A 19,056-nucleotide genomic window follows, 5' to 3' on the forward strand; every position below is an offset into this window, starting at 1 on the left:
GTGGAGTCCGAGTTGGGAGGGCGCGTGGCGATGGAGGCCGGCCCTCGCGACACCGCACAAGGCACCGAGCACCGCACCGCCACGGGTGGCGAACCGGAGCCCGAGGAGGGCCGTCTGAGCCCCGACGGGCCCGACGAGGACGACACCCAGGGCGGCGTGACCGACGACGGGCCCGAGCCCGAGGAGATGTTCGCCGGCGGCCCCGAGGTCGAGGTCGAGCTGCGCCCGCAGCGTCGGCTGCGGATCTGGCAGCTCGCGCCCATCGTGGCCCTGGCCGCGATCGGCTCCCTGATGTTCGCCTTCCCGCTCGCCTTCGACTTCGGCGACAGCGGGGCGATGATCGCCATGCTCGGGCTGCTGATCTGCTCGTGCGCTGCCGGCTGGGGAACGACGGCCGCCCGCCGCGTCGGTTACACGTGGCCCGGCCTGCCTCAGCGCGGTTCCGGGCGCCGACCCGACTGGCGGGTCGTCCTCGCCTACGTCGTGATGGTCGCGGCGGTGGTGGCCCTGGCCGTCTGGCGGGTCGCCCGGCTGCGCTGACCGCCACGCGCGTCACCCCGTACGATCGAGGAATGAGCACGCGGATCGCCTTCCTCAAGGGTCATGGCACCGAGAACGACTTCGTGATCGTCCCGGACCCCGAGAACGCCATCGACCTCCCCCCGGCCGCCGTCGCCGCCCTGTGCGACCGTCGCGCGGGCATCGGCGGTGACGGAGTGCTGCACGTCGTGCGGTCCGCCGCACACCCCGAGGCGAGGGACATGGCGGCCGAGGCCGAGTGGTTCATGGACTACCGCAACGGCGACGGTTCCGTCGCCGAGATGTGCGGCAACGGAGTCCGCGTCTTCGCCCGCTATCTCCAGCAGGCCGGGCTCGTCCCCGAGGGCGACCTCGCGGTCGCCACGCGCGGGGGCGTCAAGAGCGTGCACATCGCCAAGGACGGGGACGTCACCGTCGGCATGGGCAGGGCCCGCCTCCCCGAAGGGGACGTCACGGTGAGCGTCGGCGAGCGCAGCTGGCCCGCGCGCAACGTCAACATGGGCAACCCGCACGCCGTCGCCTTCGTGGACGACCTCGGCCACGCGGGCGACCTGTTCTCCCCGCCGCCCTTCAGCCCCGCCTCGGCCTACCCGGACGGGGTCAACGTCGAGTTCGTCGTGGCCCGCGGCCCGCGGCACGTCGCATTGCGTGTGCACGAGCGCGGCGCCGGCGAGACCCGCTCGTGCGGCACGGGCGCGTGCGCCGTCGCCGTGGCGGCCGCGCGCCGGGACGGCGTCGACCCGGCCGCGACCGGGACGCCGGTCACGTACACCGTCGACCTCCCCGGCGGCCGTCTGCTCATCACCGAGCGGCCCGATGGCGAGATCGAGATGACCGGGCCCGCAGTGATCGTCGCCACAGGAGAGATCGATCCCGAGTGGCTGGAAACAGCCGCCCGCTGATTCCGTCGCGGCTTCGCATCGGAGGCCAGGACGGCCCGACGGCAGGTGGGAGCACGCCCCGGGGCACCGTCGCGGGTTCGAATTCACGATCGGCCCCAGGCCGGGCGGCTCAAAACCGTAAACCCCGCGTCCTTCGCTCGAATGGGTGATCCGTTTCACGCTCGGCGAGAGGCGGTCAGTCGGGCGTGATGGGCTCGGTAGCATCAAGCACCGGCCCGGACGGGGGACCGTTCGCCAGTCCCCTGAGCCGTGTCCGCCCTGGGACACCCCGTCCGCCGGTCCACGCAGCCGGAGGTGCCCATGAGTGCGGAGGCCACGAATCCTGCGACCCCAGGCCCGGTAGCGCCGGCCACGCCCCGCAGGCGCAGCCGTCCCCGGATCGACCTGCGTCGCCTGGTCGGTGCCGCGCTGCTCGGCCCCGCCTCCCGCGGCCGGCTGCCCGACGCGATCGGCCATGTGGTCGAGGCCCACCGTGCCCACCATCCCGACGCCGAACTGGAACCGCTGCACCGCGCCTATGTGCTGGCCGAATCCTCGCACCGCGGCCAGATGCGCAAGAGCGGCGAGCCCTACATCACCCACCCGCTCGCCGTGACCCTGATCCTCGCCGAACTCGGCGCGGAGACGACGACCTTGACGGCCTCTCTGCTCCACGACACCGTCGAGGACACCGATGTGACGCTCGACCAGGTCGGCGAGCAGTTCGGCGCCGAGGTGCGCTATCTCGTCGACGGCGTCACGAAGTTGGAGAAGGTCGACTACGGGGCGGCCGCCGAGCCCGAGACCTTCCGCAAGATGCTCGTCGCCACCGGAAACGACGTCCGCGTGATGTCGATCAAACTCGCCGACCGGCTGCACAACATGCGCACCCTCGGCGTGATGCGCCCCGAGAAACAGGCGCGCATCGCCAAGGTCACCCGCGACGTCCTCATCCCGCTCGCCGAACGCCTCGGCGTCCAGGCACTCAAGACCGAGTTGGAAGACCTGGTCTTCGCGATCCTCCACCCCGAGGAGTACGAGCACACCCGCGAGCTGATCGTCGACAACGCCTCCCGCGCGGACGACCCCCTCGCCGAGTTCGCCGACGCGATGCGCGCGGTGCTGCGCGACGCCGACATCCAGGCCGAAGTCCTCATCAGGCCTCGGCACTTCGTCTCCGTGCACCGCGCGGCCCGCAAACGCGGCCGGATGCGGGGCGCCGACTTCGGCCGTCTGCTGGTGCTCGTGAACGAGGACGCCGACTGTTACGCCGTCCTCGGCGAACTGCACACCTGTATGACGCCGGTCGTCTCGGAGTTCAAGGACTTCATCGCCGTCCCGAAGTTCAACCTGTACCAGTCGCTGCACACCGCCGTCGCCCGCGAGGACGGCCAGGTCGCCGAAGTCCTCATCCGCACGCACCAGATGCACAAGGTCGCCGAGGCCGGCGTCATCGCGCTCGGCAATCCCTACACGGCTCCCGCCGAGGAGCAGACCCGAGAGGGCGCCCCGGCCGACGGGGAGCGCGTCGACCCCACCCGCCCCGGCTGGCTCTCCCGCCTCCTCGACTGGCAGGAGGCCGCACCCGATCCCGACACCTTCTGGTCCACCCTGCGCGAAGACCTCGCCCAGGACCGCGAGATCACCGTCTTCCGCCCCGACGGCGGCACGCTCGGCCTGCCCGAGGGGGCGACCTGCGTCGACGCCGCGTACGCGCAGTACGGCGAGGACGCCCACGCCTGCATCGGCGCCCGCGTGAACGGCCGCCTGGCGACCCTCAGCACCGTTCTGCGGGACGGCGACACCGTCCAGCTCCTCATGGGCCAGGACCCCGCCTCGGAGCCCTCCAGGGAGTGGTTGGAGCACGCCCACACCCCCGCCGCCCGGATCGCCATCCAGCGGTGGCTGGCGACGCACCCGGCCCCGGCCGACCACGAGAACTCCGGACCGGAGGAGGGCTCCGGGGCCGTCAAGCCCGCCGAGCCGGCCCCACGGACCGCGGCCGACACGTCCACGGCCGCCGCGCCCGCCGAGCGGCCGGGCGCCGCGATCACCGTCGTCGACCGGCCCGACGCGACCGTCCGGCTCGCAGGGTGCTGCACGCCCGTACCGCTCGACGAGGTCACCGGTTTCACCGTGCGCGGGGGAGTGGTGACCGTGCACCGCACCGAGTGCGCCGCCGTGGCGCGCATGGCGGACGCGGGGCGCGAGGAGGCCGACGTGCGCTGGGGCGACACCACCGGATGCCGGGTCACCCTGGTCGCCGAATCGTTCGGCCGCCCCCATCTGCTCGCCGACCTCACCGAGGCCATGGCCCTGGAAGGGGCCGAGATCGTCTCCGCGACCGTCGAGCCTCCGAGCCAGCAGCGCGTGCGCCACACCTACACGGTCCAACTCCCGGACGCGGCCCACCTGCCCACCCTGATCCGCGCCATGCGGAACGTGCCCGGGGTGTACGACGTGGACCGCGCGCAGCACCACGCCTCGGCCTCCTCGGGGACGACGTAGGGCCATCCCCGCGCGCGTGCGGCCGTTGCGCCGGTTCCTGCTCCTGAGCGTCACGCGCGCGTGAGCAACCCGTTCGGGTGGGCCGGGAGCGCGTCGCCGACGCGGCACAGGTGGGCGCTGGTAGCGGTGGTGCATGCTGCTCACTTCCCGGGCCCGAACCCCCCGAGGCCCCTCCGCCCGCCCCGGAACCTCGCGTCGGCTGAAGTCCGCGCTGCTCGCCTCGGCCGTCTCCGTCTGCCTCGTCGCCGCGAGTGCCCCGGCCGCCCCGCTCGGCGTCGGCGACCGCCTCTTCCCGTACCTGGGCAACCCTGGGTACGACGTCGCGTCCTACGACTTGTCCTTCACCTATTCCGGCGCCAACGACAAGTCCCTCCAGGCGGTCACCACGATCGACGCCTGGACCACGACCGCCCTGGACCGGATCAACCTCGACTTCGCCCACGGCAAGGTCGACTCGGTCGAGGTCGACGGCGAACCCGCCGACTTCGCCAGTGCCGGCGACGACCTGGTGGTCACCCCGGAGGACTCGCTGGCCCCGGGCAGCTGGATGCGGATCACCGTGCGGCACACCAGCGACCCCGTGAGCCCCGCCGACCGGGACGGCGGCTGGGTCAGGACCACGGACGGCCTCGCCATGGCCAACCAGGCGGACGCGGCACACCTGGTCTTCCCGTGCAACGACCACCCCTCCGACAAAGCGATGTTCACCATCCGGATCACCGCGCCCAACGGCTACACGGCCGTGGCGGGCGGGCTGCCGACCGGCGTGGCCCGGGTCGGCAGGGCGACCACATGGACGTACCGCACCCAGCACCCCATGGCCACCGAGCTCGCCCAGGTGTCCATCGGCCGGTCCACCGTCGTGCACCGCGAGGGGCCGCACGCACTGCCCGTACGGGACGTCGTGCCGACCAAGGACCGCGCGCTCCTCGAACCGTGGCTGAAGAAGACGCCCGACCAGATCTCCTGGCTGGAGGGCAAGGTCGGCCCCTACCCCTTCGAGACGTACGGCGTTCTCATGGCCGAGGCCTCCACCGGGTTCGAACTCGAGACGCAGACCCTCTCTCTCTTCGAGAGAGACCTGTTCACAGAGCCCGGCTACCCCCAGTGGTACATCGAGTCGGTCATGGTGCACGAGCTGTCCCACCAGTGGTTCGGCGACAGCGTCAGTCCGCGCACCTGGTCCGACCTGTGGCTCAACGAGGGACACGCGACCTGGTACGAGGCGCTCTACGCGGAGGAGAAGGCGGGCCGCACCCTTCAGGCGCGCATGAAGGCGGCGTACGGTGCCTCCGACCGCTGGCGCGCCGAGGGCGGCCCGCCGGCGCTGCCCGAGGCGCCCCGGCCCGGCCAGAAGATCAGCATTTTCCGCCCCAACGTCTACGACGGCTCGGCCCTCGTCCTCTACGCCCTGCGCCAGGAGATCGGCCGGCCCGCGTTCGAGCACCTGGAGCGGGCGTGGGTGCGCGACCACCGGGACTCCACGGCGACCACGGCCGACTTCGAGCGCCTCGCCGAGGAGATCTCCGGCCGCGATCTCACCGGGTTCTTCAAGGACTGGCTGTACGGCGAGAAGACCCCGCCGATGCCCGGCCACCCGGACTGGAAGCCGGCGCCTCCGGTCGCGAAGGCCGACCCGAAGCCCGACCTGAAGTCCGTCCCGAAGTCCGCGCCGCATGCCGTCGCGAAGGTCGCCCCCAAGGCCCCGCGGGCCGCGAAATAAGGTCGTGACGAGACGGGCCGTACCGTGCGACCATCGTGAGGTCGGCGCGGCACGGGATCCGGGGAATCTCCCGGGGTACTCGTGCGTTGAGTTCCATGAAGACCGCCGAACCGGCATCCCCAACGACGTAAGGACCCAATGACCTCCTCTTCTTCCCCTTCCCAGGACACCAAGCGCATTGCGCACGCCTACCCCGAAGGTCTTCGGGCCGATGCCCTGATGGAAGAGGACGTCGCCTGGAGCCACGAGATCGACGGAGACCGGGACGGCGACCAGTTCGACCGCTCCGAGCGCGCGGCCCTGCGCCGCGTGGCGGGCCTCTCCACCGAACTCGAGGACGTCACCGAGGTCGAGTACCGCCAGCTCCGTCTGGAGCGGGTCGTGCTCGTCGGCGTCTGGACCACGGGGACTGCACAGGACGCGGACAACTCCCTCGCGGAGCTGGCCGCTCTCGCGGAGACCGCGGGCGCGCTCGTCCTCGACGGCGTCATCCAGCGCCGCGACAAGCCCGACGCGGCCACCTACATCGGCTCCGGCAAGGCCGGCGAGCTGCGCGACATCGTCCTCGAAACGGGCGCGGACACCGTGATCTGCGACGGGGAGCTCAGCCCGGGCCAGCTGATCCACCTCGAGGACGTCGTCAAGGTCAAGGTCATCGACCGTACGGCCCTGATCCTCGACATCTTCGCCCAGCACGCCAAGTCCCGAGAGGGCAAGGCGCAGGTAGCGCTCGCGCAGATGCAGTACATGCTGCCGAGGCTGCGCGGCTGGGGTCAGTCGCTGTCCCGTCAGATGGGCGGCGGCAAGGGCGGCGGCCTCGCCACCCGTGGTCCCGGTGAGACCAAGATCGAGACGGACCGGCGGCGGATCCGCGAGAAGATGGCGAAGATGCGCCGGGAGATCGCGGAGATGAAGACCGGCCGCGAGATCAAGCGGCAGGAGCGCAAGCGCCACAAGGTGCCGTCGGTCGCCATCGCGGGCTACACCAACGCCGGCAAGTCGTCCCTGCTCAACCGCCTCACGGGCGCGGGCGTCCTGGTCGAGAACGCCCTGTTCGCGACCCTGGACCCGACCGTCCGCCGGGCGGAGACCCCGAGCGGGCGCCTGTACACGCTGGCGGACACCGTCGGCTTCGTCCGGCACCTGCCGCACCACCTGGTCGAGGCGTTCCGCTCCACCATGGAGGAGGTCGGGGAGTCCGACCTGATCCTGCACGTGGTGGACGGCTCGCATCCGGCTCCGGAGGAGCAGCTGGCCGCCGTGCGCGAGGTGATCAGGGACGTCGGTGCCACCGGCGTGCCCGAGATCGTCGTGATCAACAAGGCGGACGCGGCCGACCCGCTGACGCTCCAGCGGCTCATGCGGATCGAGAAGCGTTCCATCGCCGTCTCCGCCCGCACCGGCCTGGGCATCCAGGAGCTGCTCGCGCTCATCGACAACGAGCTGCCCCGGCCGTCCGTCGAGATCGAGGCGCTGGTGCCGTACACCCACGGCAAGCTGGTCGCGCGTGCGCACGACGAGGGCGAGGTGATCTCCGAGGAGCACACCCCGGAGGGCACCCTGCTCAAGGTGCGGGTGCACGAGGAGCTGGCGGCGGAGCTCACGCCGTACGTACCGGCGCCGGCCGCCTGAGCCGTCGCAGCCGCCCGAAGGCCGAACACCCTAAGGCCCGCCCCCTGCTCGTCGCAGAGGGCGGGCCTTCGGCGTGCACGGCTCACTTGCCGCCGTAGGTCTTGCTCATGTTCTGGTAGAGCGCCTCGGCCTCATGGCCGAGCTGAGGGCCCGCCAGCCAGGTGTTGTCGGCCGGCCCGATCGAGGTGTTGGAGACCAGCTCGGTCTTGCCGGCCACCACCCGGAACCAGCCGCCGCCGGAGGAACCGCCGGTCATCGTGCAGCCGATGCGGTACATCGCCGGCAGAGAGGTGCTCAGCGAGAGCCGCCCGGGCCGGTCGATGCACTTGAACATCTTCAGCCCGTTGTAGGGCGGTGCCGCCGGGTAGCCCCAGGCGCCCATCGTGTCGACCTCGGTCGCGGACGGCGCGGAGAAGTCCACGTCCAGCGCCCCGCCGACCGTCTCCTCCAGCGACTTGGAGCCCTGCTCCGGCGTCACGTGCAGTACGGCGTAGTCGTAGGCGGCACCCGCGCCGCCCGTCTCCGAGCCGCCGGCGATCCACTCGTTCGAGGTCGACGCCCAGTCCGCCCACCAGTTGCCGTAGGGCGAGATCTCCGCCGCCGTGGCGTCGCCGAGCTGCGCCTCGGTCTTGCCGAGGTCGTTGTAGGCCGGGACGAAGACGAGGTTGCGGTACCAGCCGCCCTCGCCACCGGCGTGCACACAGTGCCCGGCCGTCCAGACGAGGTTGGACTTGCCCGGGTGGTTCACATCCTTGATGACCGTGCCCGAGCAGACCATCGTGCCCTCGGGCGAGTCGAAGAAGACCTTGCCGACCGGGGCCGCGTTCTCGTGGTACGGCGTCTTCTCGGCCGCCGCCTCGACGGCCGCCGGCTCCGGATCGCTGACGCCCTGGTCGGCGGCGGCGTCCTTGGTCGTGACCGTCTTGTTCGCCTCCTTCGCGGACTTCATCCGCTCCGGCTTCCACAGCCCCTCGATCACGGGGTTGACGAAGTCCTTGGCGGCGCTGAGCCACTTGTCCTTGTCCCAGTCCTGCCAGCCGCCGTCGGCCCACTTGTCGACGTCGATGCCGTGCTGCTTGAGCTTGTCGGCGATCTCGGCGGGAACCTTGACCTTGCTGTCCCCTGAGCCGGCGGCAGCGGTCTGGGAGGCGGTGGCGTCGGCCTTGTCGTCGTCGGAGCCGTTGCAGGCGGTCGCCGTCAGGGCCAGGGCGGTGGCGAGCCCGGCGGCGAGCAGAGTGCGGCGTCGGCCGTGCCGGCGCGCGGCGGGCGTACGTGTGGAACGCATGGTGCGATGTCCCCCGTTGAAGCGTATGGATCGTCGGAACATGGGAAGAGGCATGACCATCAGGCATGCCATGTCATGCGCCTGTCAGGCGGTCGCGGAGTCCTCTCGGCGACCGCCCGCAGGCAACACCCCACTATGCCCGCGGAATTCGGGATGAACGGCGGTGGGATGGTGAAGGTTCCCGTCGGGCACCCCACCGCCGATGCGGCTACTGACCGGCGAACTTGGCGCTCACCGAGTCGTACACGCCCTTGGCCACGTCACCCAGCCGCGGCCCCGCGAGCCAGCCCGATTTCACCGGGCCGATCGAGGTGTTGGACACCAGCGCCGGCTTGCCGTCCGACCCGGTCGCGACCCAGCCACCGCCCGACGAACCGCCGGTCATCGTGCAGCCGATGCGGTACATCGTCGGGTCCGCGGAGTTGAGCGAGAACCGCCCCGGCTTGTCCTGGCACTGGTAGAGCTTCTGCCCGTCGTACGGAGCCGCCGCCGGGTAGCCGGTCGCGGTGAGGCTGCTGACCTTCGGCACCGCAGGGGCCTTGAAGTCCACCGGCAGCGCCGAGCCGACCGTCTCCTCCAGGGACTTGCCGGAACCGCCCTCCTCCGGCGTCACATGAATGACGGCGTAGTCGTACGAGGCGCCGTCGCCGCCGGTCTCTCCGCCCTGCGCGATCCACTGGTCCGAGGTCTTCGTCCAGTCGCCCCACCAGACCCCGTACGGAGCGGCCTGTTCCTTGGTGGCCGTCTGCAACTGCTCGGCCGACAGGCCCTGGTCGTTGTACGACGGCACGAAGGCGATGTTGCGGTACCAGCCGCCGCCCTTGCCGGCGTGCACACAGTGGCCAGCCGTCCACACCAGGTTGGACTTTCCGGGGTGCGCCGGGTCCTGAACGACCGTCGCCGAGCAGACCATCGTGCCCTCGGGGGAGTCGAAGAACACCTTGCCCGCCTCGGGGGCGTTGGCGTGGTACGTCGTCGGGACGGCCTTCGCGTCCACCGCCGCCGGCGTCGGGTCGGTCACGCCCTGGTCACCGGAGAGGTCGCTGTCGTCGACGCCCCGGTCCGGCTCCTCGGCCTCCCGCATCCGGTCCGGGTCCCACAGTCCCTTGATGATCGGGTTGATGTAGTCCTGCGCCTCGCGCAGCCAGTCGTCCTTGTCCCAGTTCTTCCAGGCGCCGTTCTTCCACTTGTCGAGGTCGATCCCGTGCTCTTTGAGCTTGTCCTTGATGTCGTCCGGGATCGTGATCTTTCCGTCGCCGGCTGCCGACGCGGACGCGCTTGCCCGGCTGTGGGCATTGGTGTCGCCCGAATCGCAGGCGGTCGCGGTGAGCGCGAGCACCGAGGCGAGGGCCACGGCGCCCAGCACGGGGGAGGTTCGGCGGCGCGCGTTCCTCCCCCGACGAGCGGTGAACGACGGCCGTATGGATTGCATGGTCTGGACTCCCCCTGCTGTCAACGAACTTGAAACACCGGCCGTTGCCGGAGCGGAACTCATGGTGATCTCATGACGAGTTCAAGCGGGTCTCACGGCCAGGTGCGATGCCACCACACGATATGCGGTCGCTGTGGGGGACTTCCGACGGAACGGCAACTGTTCGGTCACAGCAAGGATCTTGAGGCAACCCGTAACCAGGAAGGCCGTCCGGGGTTGGTAGCGGTGGGGGGTCCGCTGTCCGCGCCCGGCCCCCCGAACTGCGGGGAGGACAAGGAGCCGTGTCCGTGACCGAGCCAGTGCCCGAGGAGGCGCCCTCGGGGCGTTCTGCCCGAACGTCTCCCGCCGGGACCGCCACCGTCGCGGCGGCGCCGGGCGCGCGGCCGGCGCACGAGGGCATCCTGCGGCGTCAGTCGGCACGCGAGTCGTCGGCGCGCACGTACGCGCGTGCCCTGCCGATCGTGCCGGTGCGGGCACGCGGGCTGACCATCGAGGGCGCGGACGGCCGCCGCTACCTCGACTGCCTCTCGGGCGCCGGCACCCTCGCGCTCGGCCACAACCACCCCGTGGTGCTGGAGGCCATCCGCAAGGTCCTCGACTCGGGCGCGCCCCTGCACGTCCTCGACCTCGCCACCCCCGTCAAGGACGCCTTCATCACCGAGCTGTTCCGCACGCTGCCGCCCGGTCTCGCCGGCCACGCGCGCGTGCAGTTCTGCGGACCGGCCGGCACGGACGCCGTGGAGGCAGCCCTGAAACTGGTCCGGGCCGCCACCGGCCGCACCGGCGTCCTGGCCTTCACCGGCGCCTACCACGGGATGACCGCAGGCTCCCTCGAAGCGTCCGGGGGCGCCTTCGACGTACGGGTGGCCCGCCTGCCCTTTCCGCAGGACTACCGCTGTCCGTTCGGCGTCGGTGGCGAACGCGGCTCCGAACTCGCCGCCCGCTGGACCGAGTCCGTCCTCGACGATCCCAAGTCGGGCGTACGGCGGCCCGCCGGGATGATCCTCGAACCCGTTCAGGGCGAGGGCGGCGTGATCCCCGCGCCGGATGCCTGGATGCGCCGGATGCGGCAGATCACGGCCGACCGCTCGATCCCGCTGATCGCCGACGAGGTCCAGACGGGCGTCGGGCGGACCGGCGCCTTCTGGGCGGTGGAGCACAGCGGGGTCACCCCGGACGTGATGGTCCTGTCCAAGGCCATCGGAGGCAGCCTGCCGCTCGCCGTCGTCGTCTACCGAGACGACCTCGACGTCTGGGAACCCGGTGCCCACGCGGGCACGTTCCGCGGCAACCAACTCGCCATGGCCGCCGGTACGGCCACTCTCGCCTACGTCCGCGAGAACGGCCTCGCCGAACACGCGGCCACTCTGGGCACCCGCATGATGGGCCGACTCCGCAGCCTCGCCCGCGACTTCCCCTGCATGGGTGACGTGCGGGGGCGCGGGCTGATGATCGGGGTCGAGATGGTGGACCCCGAGGGGGATTGCGGGGACGGGGGGATCGGCGCCCCGCTGGTCGCCGCTCATGCCGACGACGGACTCGACGCGTTGGCCGACGGTGACGGTGCCGGTCCTGATGCCGGTGCCGGTGCCGGTGCCGGCGCTGGTGCCGCCACGCCCCGCACGGCACCGCACTCGGCTCCCGCGCCCGCCCCCTGCCCCGCCGCCCCCGCGCTGGCCCTCGCCGTCCAGCGAGAGTGCCTGCGGCGCGGCCTGATCGTCGAACTCGGCGGGCGCCACGCCAGCGTCGTACGCCTGCTTCCCCCCTTGACCATCACGGACGAGCAGGCCGCGGCGGTACTCGACCGACTGGCGGACGCGATGGCGGTGGTCTCCCGAGGGCAGGACCGCGGTACGGGCAACGGGGACCACGCCCGGTCGAACCGGCCGAAGCGCCCCCGTCGGCCGCCCGGGCCGGTCCCGCCCCAGGGTGACCCCGCCGAACGGGCGGAATAGCCCGGACGACCGCTGCCGAACCCGCGCCTGCTGCCTGTCCGGGGTCGGCCCCCACCACTTCACGAGGAACGACCTTGACCACCTCCCGACAGTCCGCCGACTTCGACTCCTCCACGCCTTCGGCCCCGGCCCCCCGGCAGCAGGGAGAGGCCCTCCACACCGAACCGCCGCACCACACCGCCGTCGATCTCCTGGACCATCCCGATCCGTACACGGCGGCCCAGGCCGCGGCCGTGGAGAACCTGCTGCGCTGCTGGGTGCGCGAGGCGGGCCTGCCCGCCCCCGGCGACGGCATCCTCCGCGTGCCGCTGCCCGTCGGCGGCGTCACCCTCCTCGCCCCCGTCCACTACTGGTCCCCGACGGGCTGGCATCGCTTCGGCCTCCCGCGCCTGGCCGGCGCACCCGAGCAGTCCCCGCCCGCGGACGCCGTGACGATCGCGGCCCTGCTGGCCCGCGAGACGCTCGGAGGTGGTCGCTCGCCCGCCGCAACCGCTGAAGCCGAGACGGCCCACGAGGGCGCCGCCCCGGCGCCCTTCCCCGCCCCCACCAGCGGCGAAGGCCTCGACCTCGTCGCGCGTGTCGCCGACTCCGTGCGCCGTACCGCGGACTTCATCGGCGAGCGCCGGCAACGCCCCGCCGACGGACCCGACCTGTTCCTGACCGCCGAACAGGCGCTGCTGCTCGGGCATCCACTGCACCCGACTCCGAAGAGCCGAGAAGGCCTCTCGGACGGCGAGGCGCACCGGTACTCACCCGAGTCGCGAGGGTCTTTCCCTCTTCACTGGCTTGCTGTCGCCCCGTCCGTGCTCGCCACCGACTCCGCCTGGACCGAAGCCGGCCGTCCCGTCCCCGCCGCCCGGCTGACGGCCCGACTCGCGGGCATCGGGCTGCCGTCGCTGCCCGAGGGTGTCGCCGCGCTGCCGATGCACCCCTGGCAACTGCGCGAGGCGCGGCACCGTCCCGAGGTGGAGGCTCTGTTCGACGCCGGACTGCTTCAGGACCTCGGCGCTCACGGCCTTCCGTGGCATCCGACCTCCTCCGTACGCACCGTCCATCGGCCCGGTGCCCCGGCGATGCTCAAACTGTCGCTGGGCCTGCGCATCACCAACTCGCGTCGCGAGAACCTCCGCAAGGAACTCCATCGCGGGGTCGAGGTGCACCGCCTCCTGCGCGCCGGACTGTCCAAGCGATGGCAGGCTGCCCACCCCGGCTTCGACATCGTCCGGGATCCGGCCTGGCTCGCGGTCGACGGCACCGACGGCCTCCCGCTGACGGGCCTCGACGTGATGATCCGCCACAACCCGTTCGCCCCGGCGGACGACGTCTCCTGCGTCGCCGCCCTCGTCGCACCCCGGCCGTATGTCCGAGGCACCGCGGATTCGGACGTCCCGACGCCCGCGGCCCGCCGGGCTTCTCCGGACCTGGCTCCCGCCCGCCGCTCCCGGCTGGCCTCGATCGTCACGCGCCTCGCCGTACGGACAGGCCGGCCGCTGGGGGCGGTCGCCGCGGAGTGGTTCCTGCGCTACCTGGAGCAGGTCGTCCGTCCCGTTCTGTGGTTCGACGGTGAGGCTGGGATCGCCCTGGAGGCACACCAGCAGAACACGCTCCTCCTCCTGGACCCCGACGGCTGGCCCATGGGCGGCCGCTACCGCGACAACCAGGGCTACTACTTCCGCGAGTCCAGCCGCGCGGAACTCGAAGCCCAGCTGCCCGGTATCGGCGAACGCAGCGACACCTTCGTCTCCGACGAGGTCACCGACGAGCGGTTCGCCTACTACCTGGGGATCAACAACGTGCTCGGACTCATCGGCGCGTTCGGCTCCCAGCGGCTCGCCGACGAACAACTGTTGCTCGCCGCCTTCCGACGCTTTCTCGCCGACGCCGCCTCCGGCCCCGACCCGCTGCGCAGTTCGCTGCCCGCCCGACTCCTCGACTCGCCCTCCCTGCGCTGCAAGGCCAACCTGCTGACCCGGTTGCACGGCCTCGACGAACTCGTCGGCCCGGTGGACACCCAGTCCGTCTACATCACCATCGCCAACCCCCTGCGTTCCTGAGCCGTCTGAGAGGAGCCAGCCGTGCCTCCCGCCGAGACCGACGCCGACCTCCGTCCCGCCCCTGCCTCCGGCATCGGTGACTGGGGGCCTACCGCAACCCCCGTGGGGGCCTTCCGCCTCGTCCCCGTACGGATCGAGCGGGACCTCTCCCTCGTCGGCCGGTGGATGAACGACCCCGCTGTCGCGGCGTTCTGGGAACTGGCCGGACCCGAGCCCGTGACCGGTCGGCACCTGCGCCGCCAACTCGCCGACGACGGGCGCAGTGTCCCGTGCCTCGGCGTGCTGGAGGGGCGGCCCATGAGCTACTGGGAGATCTACCGGGCCGACCTCGACCCGCTGGCGCGGCACTATCCGGCCAGGCCGCACGACACCGGGATCCACCTCCTCATCGGCGGCGTCGCCGACCGAGGGCGAGGGCTCGGCAGCCTTCTGCTCAGAGCCGTCGCCGACCTCGTCCTCGACAGGAGACCCACGTGTGCCCGCGTCGTCGCCGAACCCGACCTTCGCAACATTCCGTCCGTCGCCACCTTCCTGAGCGCGGGTTTCCGGTTCTTCGCCGAGGTCGACCTGCCGACCAAGCGGGCGGCCCTCATGGTCCGGGACCGGGCCCTGCGCGATCTTTCGTGACGCTGCGTAGTCGCGCCATCACTTCTGGAACGTCGCTCGCGCCCGTCCGGTTCCCGCTGACGCCGGCCTCCTCCCCTTCCACCGAGAAACCCACCGACTTGATCCCTTCTCTCCCGTCCGCCTCGACCACACGTTTGTCAGTGCCGCGCCGTAGGGTGGTCGCGCTATGACGAAGCCCTCACTCCCCGAACTCCTGCATGCTGCCGTCACCGCCGTCGGCGGCACGGAGCGCCCCGGCCAGGTGACCATGGCCGAAGCCGTCGCCGAGGCGATCGACGAAGGCTCCCACCTGCTGGTCCAGGCCGGCACCGGCACCGGTAAGTCGCTCGGCTACCTCGTGCCCGCGCTCGCGCAGGGGGAGCGCGTCGTGGTGGCGACCGCCACGCTGGCCCTCCAGCGCCAGCTCGTGGAGCGGGACCTGCCGCGTACGGTCGACGCGCTGCATCCCCTGCTGCGCCGCCGCCCGGAGTTCGCGATGCTCAAGGGCAGGTCGAACTACCTGTGCCTGCACCGACTGCACGAAGGCGTCCCGCAGGACGAGGAGGAGGGGCTCTTCGACCAGTTCGAGGCTGCCGCGCCCACCAGCAAGCTCGGCCAGGACCTGCTGCGGCTGCGGGACTGGTCGGACGAGACCGAGTCCGGTGACCGCGACGACCTCACGCCCGGCGTGTCCGACCGGGCCTGGGCTCAGGTGTCGGTGTCTTCCCGGGAGTGTCTGGGCGCCACCAAGTGCGCCTACGGGGCCGAGTGCTTCGCCGAGATGGCCCGTGAGCGCGCCAAGCTGGCCGAGGTCGTCGTCACCAACCACGCACTGCTCGCCATCGACGCCATCGAGGGCGCCCCCGTCCTCCCGCAACACGAGGTGCTGATCGTCGACGAGGCGCACGAGCTGGTCTCGCGGGTCACCGGTGTCGCCACCGGCGAGCTCACTCCCGGCCAGGTCAACCGGGCCGTGCGCCGGGCGGCGAAGCTGGTCAACGAGAAGGCGGCGGACCAGTTGCAGACGGCCGCCGAGGGCTTCGAGCGGCTCATGGAGCTGGCGCTGCCCGGCCGCCTGGAGGAGATCCCCGAGGACCTCGCCTACGCCCTCATGGCACTGCGCGACGCCGCGCGGACGGTCATCTCCGCCATCGGCGCGACCCGCGACAAGTCCGTCCAGGACGAGGACGCGGTCCGCAAACAGGCGCTGGCCTCCGTGGAGACCGTGCACGACGTGGCGGAGCGGATCACGAACGGCTCCGAGTGGGACGTCGTCTGGTACGAGCGGCACGACCGCTTCGGTGCCTCCCTGCGTGTCGCCCCCATGTCCGTGTCGGGCCTGCTGCGGGAGAAGCTCTTCGCGGACCGCTCCGTGACCCTGGCCTCGGCGACCCTGAAGCTGGGCGGGGACTTCAACGGTGTGGGCGCCTCGATGGGGCTGGCCCCGGAGGGCACGCAGGGCGAGGACGTTCCGCAGTGGAAGGGCATCGACGTCGGCTCGCCCTTCGACTACCGCAAGCAGGGCATCCTGTACGTGGCCAAACACCTCTCGCGCCCCGCGCGGGACGGCGACCGCGCCGACATGCTGGACGAGCTGACCGACCTCCTCAAGTCGGCCGGCGGACGCACCCTCGGCCTCTTCTCCTCCATGCGGGCCGCGCAGCTCGCAGCAGAGGAACTGCGCACCCGCATCCCCGAGTTCCCGATCCTCCTTCAGGGCGAGGAGACCCTCGGTGAGCTGATCAAGAACTTCTCGGCGGACCCGAAGACGTGCCTGTTCGGCACGCTGTCGCTCTGGCAGGGCGTCGACGTTCCCGGCCCCAGCTGCCAGCTGGTCGTCATGGACAAGATCCCCTTCCCGCGACCCGACGACCCCCTGATGAGCGCCCGCCAGAAGGCGGTGGAGGACGCCGGAGGCAACGGCTTCATGGCCGTCGCCGCCACGCACGCGGCGCTCCTCATGGCGCAGGGCGCGGGCCGCCTCGTACGGGCGTCGGGGGACCGCGGCGTGGTCGCCGTACTGGACCAGCGGCTGGCGACGGCCCGCTACGGGAGCTACCTGAAGGCGTCCCTGCCGGACTTCTGGTACACCACGGACCGCGACCAGGTCCGGCGGTCGCTCGCGGCGATCGACGCGGCGGCCAAGCAGGTCGAGACGCAGTGAGGACGAGGGCGCAGTGAGAGCAAAGACGCAGTGAAGACGAGGACGTAGTGAAGGCGGGGGCCGTCCCTGAATCGGGACGGCCCCCGCCTTCACTGCACCCGCGGGCACACACCGCAGGGCCCCGGAACCGGCGCAGGGATCCCGGGGCCCAGTCACAGGGGGTGGACGGGGAAGGCCCGCCCGCCGCCGTGCTCAGACGCGGCGGAGTACGGCCACCACCTTGCCGAGGATGGTCGCGTCATCGCCGGGAATCGGCTCGTACGCAGCGTTGTGCGGGAGCAGCCACACATGGCCGTCCTCGCGCTTGAAACGCTTGACCGTGGCCTCGCCGTCGAGCATCGCGGCCACGATGTCGCCGTTCTCGGCGACGGGCTGGCGGCGGACAGTGACCCAGTCGCCGTCGCAGATCGCGGCCTCGATCATCGAGTCGCCGACGACCTTCAGTACGAACAGCTCGCCGTCACCGACCAGCTGCCGCGGGAGTGGGAACACATCCTCGACCGACTCCTCGGCGAGGATCGGGCCACCGGCGGCGATGCGGCCGACCAGCGGGACGTACGAAGCGGCGGGTTTGCCGGCGGTGTCCGTGGGCTGCACGGAGGCGGCCTGGTCGGAGCCGCGCACCTCGTACGCGCGCGGGCGGTGCGGGTCGCGGCGCAGGAAGCCCTTCCGCTCCAGTGCCATCAGCTGGTGCGCGACCGAGGAGGTGCTGGACAGGCCGACCGCCTGGCCGATCTCCCGCATCGACGGCGGATAGCCGCGCCGCTGCACGGAGTCCCTGATGACCTCGATCACTCGGCGCTGCCGGTCGGTGAGTCCCGAGCTGTCCGCGCGGATGCCTGGAGGTCGGCCCGGCAGAGAGCGCTTGTGTCCCTCGGGATTCATGGCTTCGTTCATCGCATGCACCGGCTCGAGTCGGCCCTGGGAGCGGTCCTGGGCAGTGATGGTGGCACTGTCTGCGGTGGTGGTCACGTCGGCCCCTCTCGGTTGTCTCCCTGCTGGACAACGGTAGTTGCTTTCGAAAGGTTGCGCCAAACACACGTTCGAGTGAAAAAGCGTGGATAGCCTGACTTGATCATGTGTCTGGGTGTATGGCTAACGCGGTCCCCGGCGGCTGAAAGGGCTCATTGTTGTACTCTTCACCGCCGAGGTCGATGACCTTGTGAGGCGTGGCCCAGTCTGCCATCCGGCCGCCCGCCGACCGGGAACCGGCGCCGCTCTCTGCGCGAGAGCCCCACCTCTCCTCCTTGCGGCGCCCACGCTATCGCCGTAAGTGCCTGGGCGGTACGGCCGTACGCGCGCGTGCGCGGGTGGATTTCGGGTGCTCGGCGTGACGGCGGGATCGCGTGCGGTGAGCCCGGCGTGTGCGACACGCGTTGCAGCCTGGATGTATGGGCCAAGCCCCACATCTAGTGGTTGGATTGCAGCAGCGGCCCAGAAGTTGTGGTCCCCGGTGTCTTCGGATGCTCATGGATCGCCTATGCTTGGGGCTGCTTCGAGGGGCCCGTGAGGCCCGGCGAGGCTATTGAGTCTGCTGTGAGGAGGGTTGGAGTTCATGCACTGCCCCTTCTGCAGGCACCCCGACAGCCGTGTCGTCGACAGCCGTACGACGGACGACGGCACGTCGATCCGCAGGCGCCGCCAGTGCCCTGACTGCTCCCGTCGTTTCACGACCGTGGAGACGTGCTCGCTCATGGTGGTGAAGCGGTCCGGAGTCACGGAGCCCTTCAGTCGTACCAAGGTCATCAATGGTGTGCGCAAGGCGTGCCAGGGACGGCCGGTCACCGAGGACGCTCTCGCTCAGCTCGGCCAGCGGGTCGAGGAGGCGGTGCGGGCCACCGGAAGCGCCGAGTTGACCACCCACGACGTGGGGCTGGCCATACTCGGCCCGTTGCAGGAGCTCGACCTCGTCGCCTATCTGCGGTTCGCCTCCGTCTATCGGGCGTTCGACTCGCTCGAGGACTTCGAGGCCGCCATCGCGGAACTCAGGCACCAGACGGGGCGCCCCATCGCGGACGACGACGACCGCGAGGGCGACACAGAGGCTGTCACGGGGGGCCGGGAGGACGACGGCGGGCCCGGAGGGACCGTGCAGGTCCCCGAGCCCGCCCACGCCGCCGACTGACCGGCGGGCCGAACCCGGGCCTCAGACTCCGGAAACGGCCGGGCGGCGGCGGACGAAGACCTGTTGTGGGCGGTAGCGCGTGGGTGCCCACAGCACAAGACAGAACACCGTGTCACGGGAACAACGTGGCATTTCAGGGCGTTTTGCCCGT

The 19,056-nt window shown here is 71.4% G+C and carries 13 protein-coding genes; 10 read left to right on the forward strand and 3 right to left on the reverse strand.

Annotation, left to right across the window (positions count from 1 at the left end; genetic code table 11):
* Nucleotides 1–30: 30 nt before the first annotated feature.
* From OG289_RS36495 to hflX, 5 genes are all read left to right on the forward strand, one after another.
* Nucleotides 31–540, forward strand: a complete 510-nt coding sequence (locus tag OG289_RS36495) for a hypothetical protein (RefSeq protein WP_327320909.1) — start codon at nt 31–33, stop codon at nt 538–540.
* Nucleotides 541–572: 32 nt separating this feature from the next.
* Nucleotides 573–1,442, forward strand: a complete 870-nt coding sequence (dapF, locus tag OG289_RS36500) for a diaminopimelate epimerase (protein ID WP_327318294.1) — start codon at nt 573–575, stop codon at nt 1,440–1,442.
* Between the two features lie 300 nt (nt 1,443–1,742).
* The gene (locus tag OG289_RS36505; RefSeq protein WP_327318295.1) at nt 1,743–3,929 is read left to right on the forward strand and encodes a RelA/SpoT family protein; all 2,187 of its coding nucleotides are present in this window, start codon (nt 1,743–1,745) and stop codon (nt 3,927–3,929) included.
* 133 nt (nt 3,930–4,062) lie between these two features.
* A complete protein-coding gene (locus tag OG289_RS36510; protein ID WP_327318296.1) occupies nt 4,063–5,652 on the forward strand; it encodes a M1 family metallopeptidase in 1,590 nt (529 codons plus the stop codon).
* Between the two features lie 138 nt (nt 5,653–5,790).
* Entirely contained in the window at nt 5,791–7,284 is a 1,494-nt protein-coding gene (gene hflX / locus OG289_RS36515) for a GTPase HflX (RefSeq protein ID WP_327318297.1), read from the forward strand.
* 82 nt (nt 7,285–7,366) lie between these two features.
* Here the strand turns inward: hflX and OG289_RS36520 are convergent, their stop codons facing one another.
* Nucleotides 7,367–8,569, reverse strand: a complete 1,203-nt coding sequence (locus tag OG289_RS36520; RefSeq protein ID WP_327318298.1) for a trypsin-like serine peptidase — start codon at nt 8,567–8,569, stop codon at nt 7,367–7,369.
* A 208-nt stretch (nt 8,570–8,777) separates the two neighbouring features.
* Nucleotides 8,778–10,001, reverse strand: a complete 1,224-nt coding sequence (locus tag OG289_RS36525) for a trypsin-like serine peptidase (RefSeq protein ID WP_327318299.1) — start codon at nt 9,999–10,001, stop codon at nt 8,778–8,780.
* A gap of 281 nt (nt 10,002–10,282) precedes the next feature.
* Here OG289_RS36525 and OG289_RS36530 point away from each other — a divergent pair, with 281 nt between their 5' ends.
* The 4 genes from OG289_RS36530 to OG289_RS36545 all read left to right on the forward strand — a co-directional run bounded on the left by OG289_RS36530 (nt 10,283) and on the right by OG289_RS36545 (nt 16,780).
* On the forward strand, nt 10,283–11,956 hold the full coding sequence (locus OG289_RS36530) for a diaminobutyrate--2-oxoglutarate transaminase family protein (RefSeq protein ID WP_442819005.1): 1,674 nt from the start codon (nt 10,283–10,285) through the stop codon (nt 11,954–11,956).
* Between the two features lie 74 nt (nt 11,957–12,030).
* The gene (locus OG289_RS36535; RefSeq protein WP_442819006.1) at nt 12,031–14,010 is read left to right on the forward strand and encodes an IucA/IucC family protein; all 1,980 of its coding nucleotides are present in this window, start codon (nt 12,031–12,033) and stop codon (nt 14,008–14,010) included.
* Between the two features lie 21 nt (nt 14,011–14,031).
* The gene (locus OG289_RS36540; protein ID WP_327318300.1) at nt 14,032–14,637 is read left to right on the forward strand and encodes a GNAT family N-acetyltransferase; all 606 of its coding nucleotides are present in this window, start codon (nt 14,032–14,034) and stop codon (nt 14,635–14,637) included.
* A gap of 166 nt (nt 14,638–14,803) precedes the next feature.
* The gene (locus tag OG289_RS36545; RefSeq protein WP_327318301.1) at nt 14,804–16,780 is read left to right on the forward strand and encodes an ATP-dependent DNA helicase; all 1,977 of its coding nucleotides are present in this window, start codon (nt 14,804–14,806) and stop codon (nt 16,778–16,780) included.
* A gap of 192 nt (nt 16,781–16,972) precedes the next feature.
* Here OG289_RS36545 and lexA read toward each other — a convergent pair whose 3' ends face one another.
* On the reverse strand, nt 16,973–17,752 hold the full coding sequence (gene lexA, locus OG289_RS36550; protein WP_057575372.1) for a transcriptional repressor LexA: 780 nt from the start codon (nt 17,750–17,752) through the stop codon (nt 16,973–16,975).
* 583 nt (nt 17,753–18,335) lie between these two features.
* Here lexA and nrdR point away from each other — a divergent pair.
* The gene (nrdR, locus tag OG289_RS36555; protein WP_327318302.1) at nt 18,336–18,905 is read left to right on the forward strand and encodes a transcriptional regulator NrdR; all 570 of its coding nucleotides are present in this window, start codon (nt 18,336–18,338) and stop codon (nt 18,903–18,905) included.
* The last annotated feature ends 151 nt before the right edge of the window (nt 18,906–19,056 follow it).

The sequence above is a fragment of the Streptomyces sp. NBC_01235 genome, assembly GCF_035989285.1.
In the GTDB taxonomy this organism is placed as follows: Bacteria; Actinomycetota; Actinomycetes; order Streptomycetales; family Streptomycetaceae; genus Streptomyces.

Excerpts from the sequence above, each read along its gene's own strand:
- OG289_RS36495 (WP_327320909.1), top strand. The coding sequence starts at position 31 with ATGGAGGCCGGCCCTCGCGACACCGCACAAGGCACCGAGCACCGCACC.
- dapF (WP_327318294.1), top strand. The coding sequence starts at position 573 with ATGAGCACGCGGATCGCCTTCCTCAAGGGTCATGGCACCGAGAACGAC.
- OG289_RS36505 (WP_327318295.1), top strand. The coding sequence starts at position 1,743 with ATGAGTGCGGAGGCCACGAATCCTGCGACCCCAGGCCCGGTAGCGCCG.
- OG289_RS36510 (WP_327318296.1), top strand. The coding sequence starts at position 4,063 with ATGCTGCTCACTTCCCGGGCCCGAACCCCCCGAGGCCCCTCCGCCCGC.
- hflX (WP_327318297.1), top strand. The coding sequence starts at position 5,791 with ATGACCTCCTCTTCTTCCCCTTCCCAGGACACCAAGCGCATTGCGCAC.
- OG289_RS36520 (WP_327318298.1), bottom strand. The coding sequence starts at position 8,569 with ATGCGTTCCACACGTACGCCCGCCGCGCGCCGGCACGGCCGACGCCGC.
- OG289_RS36525 (WP_327318299.1), bottom strand. The coding sequence starts at position 10,001 with ATGCAATCCATACGGCCGTCGTTCACCGCTCGTCGGGGGAGGAACGCG.
- OG289_RS36545 (WP_327318301.1), top strand. The coding sequence starts at position 14,804 with ATGACGAAGCCCTCACTCCCCGAACTCCTGCATGCTGCCGTCACCGCC.
- nrdR (WP_327318302.1), top strand. The coding sequence starts at position 18,336 with ATGCACTGCCCCTTCTGCAGGCACCCCGACAGCCGTGTCGTCGACAGC.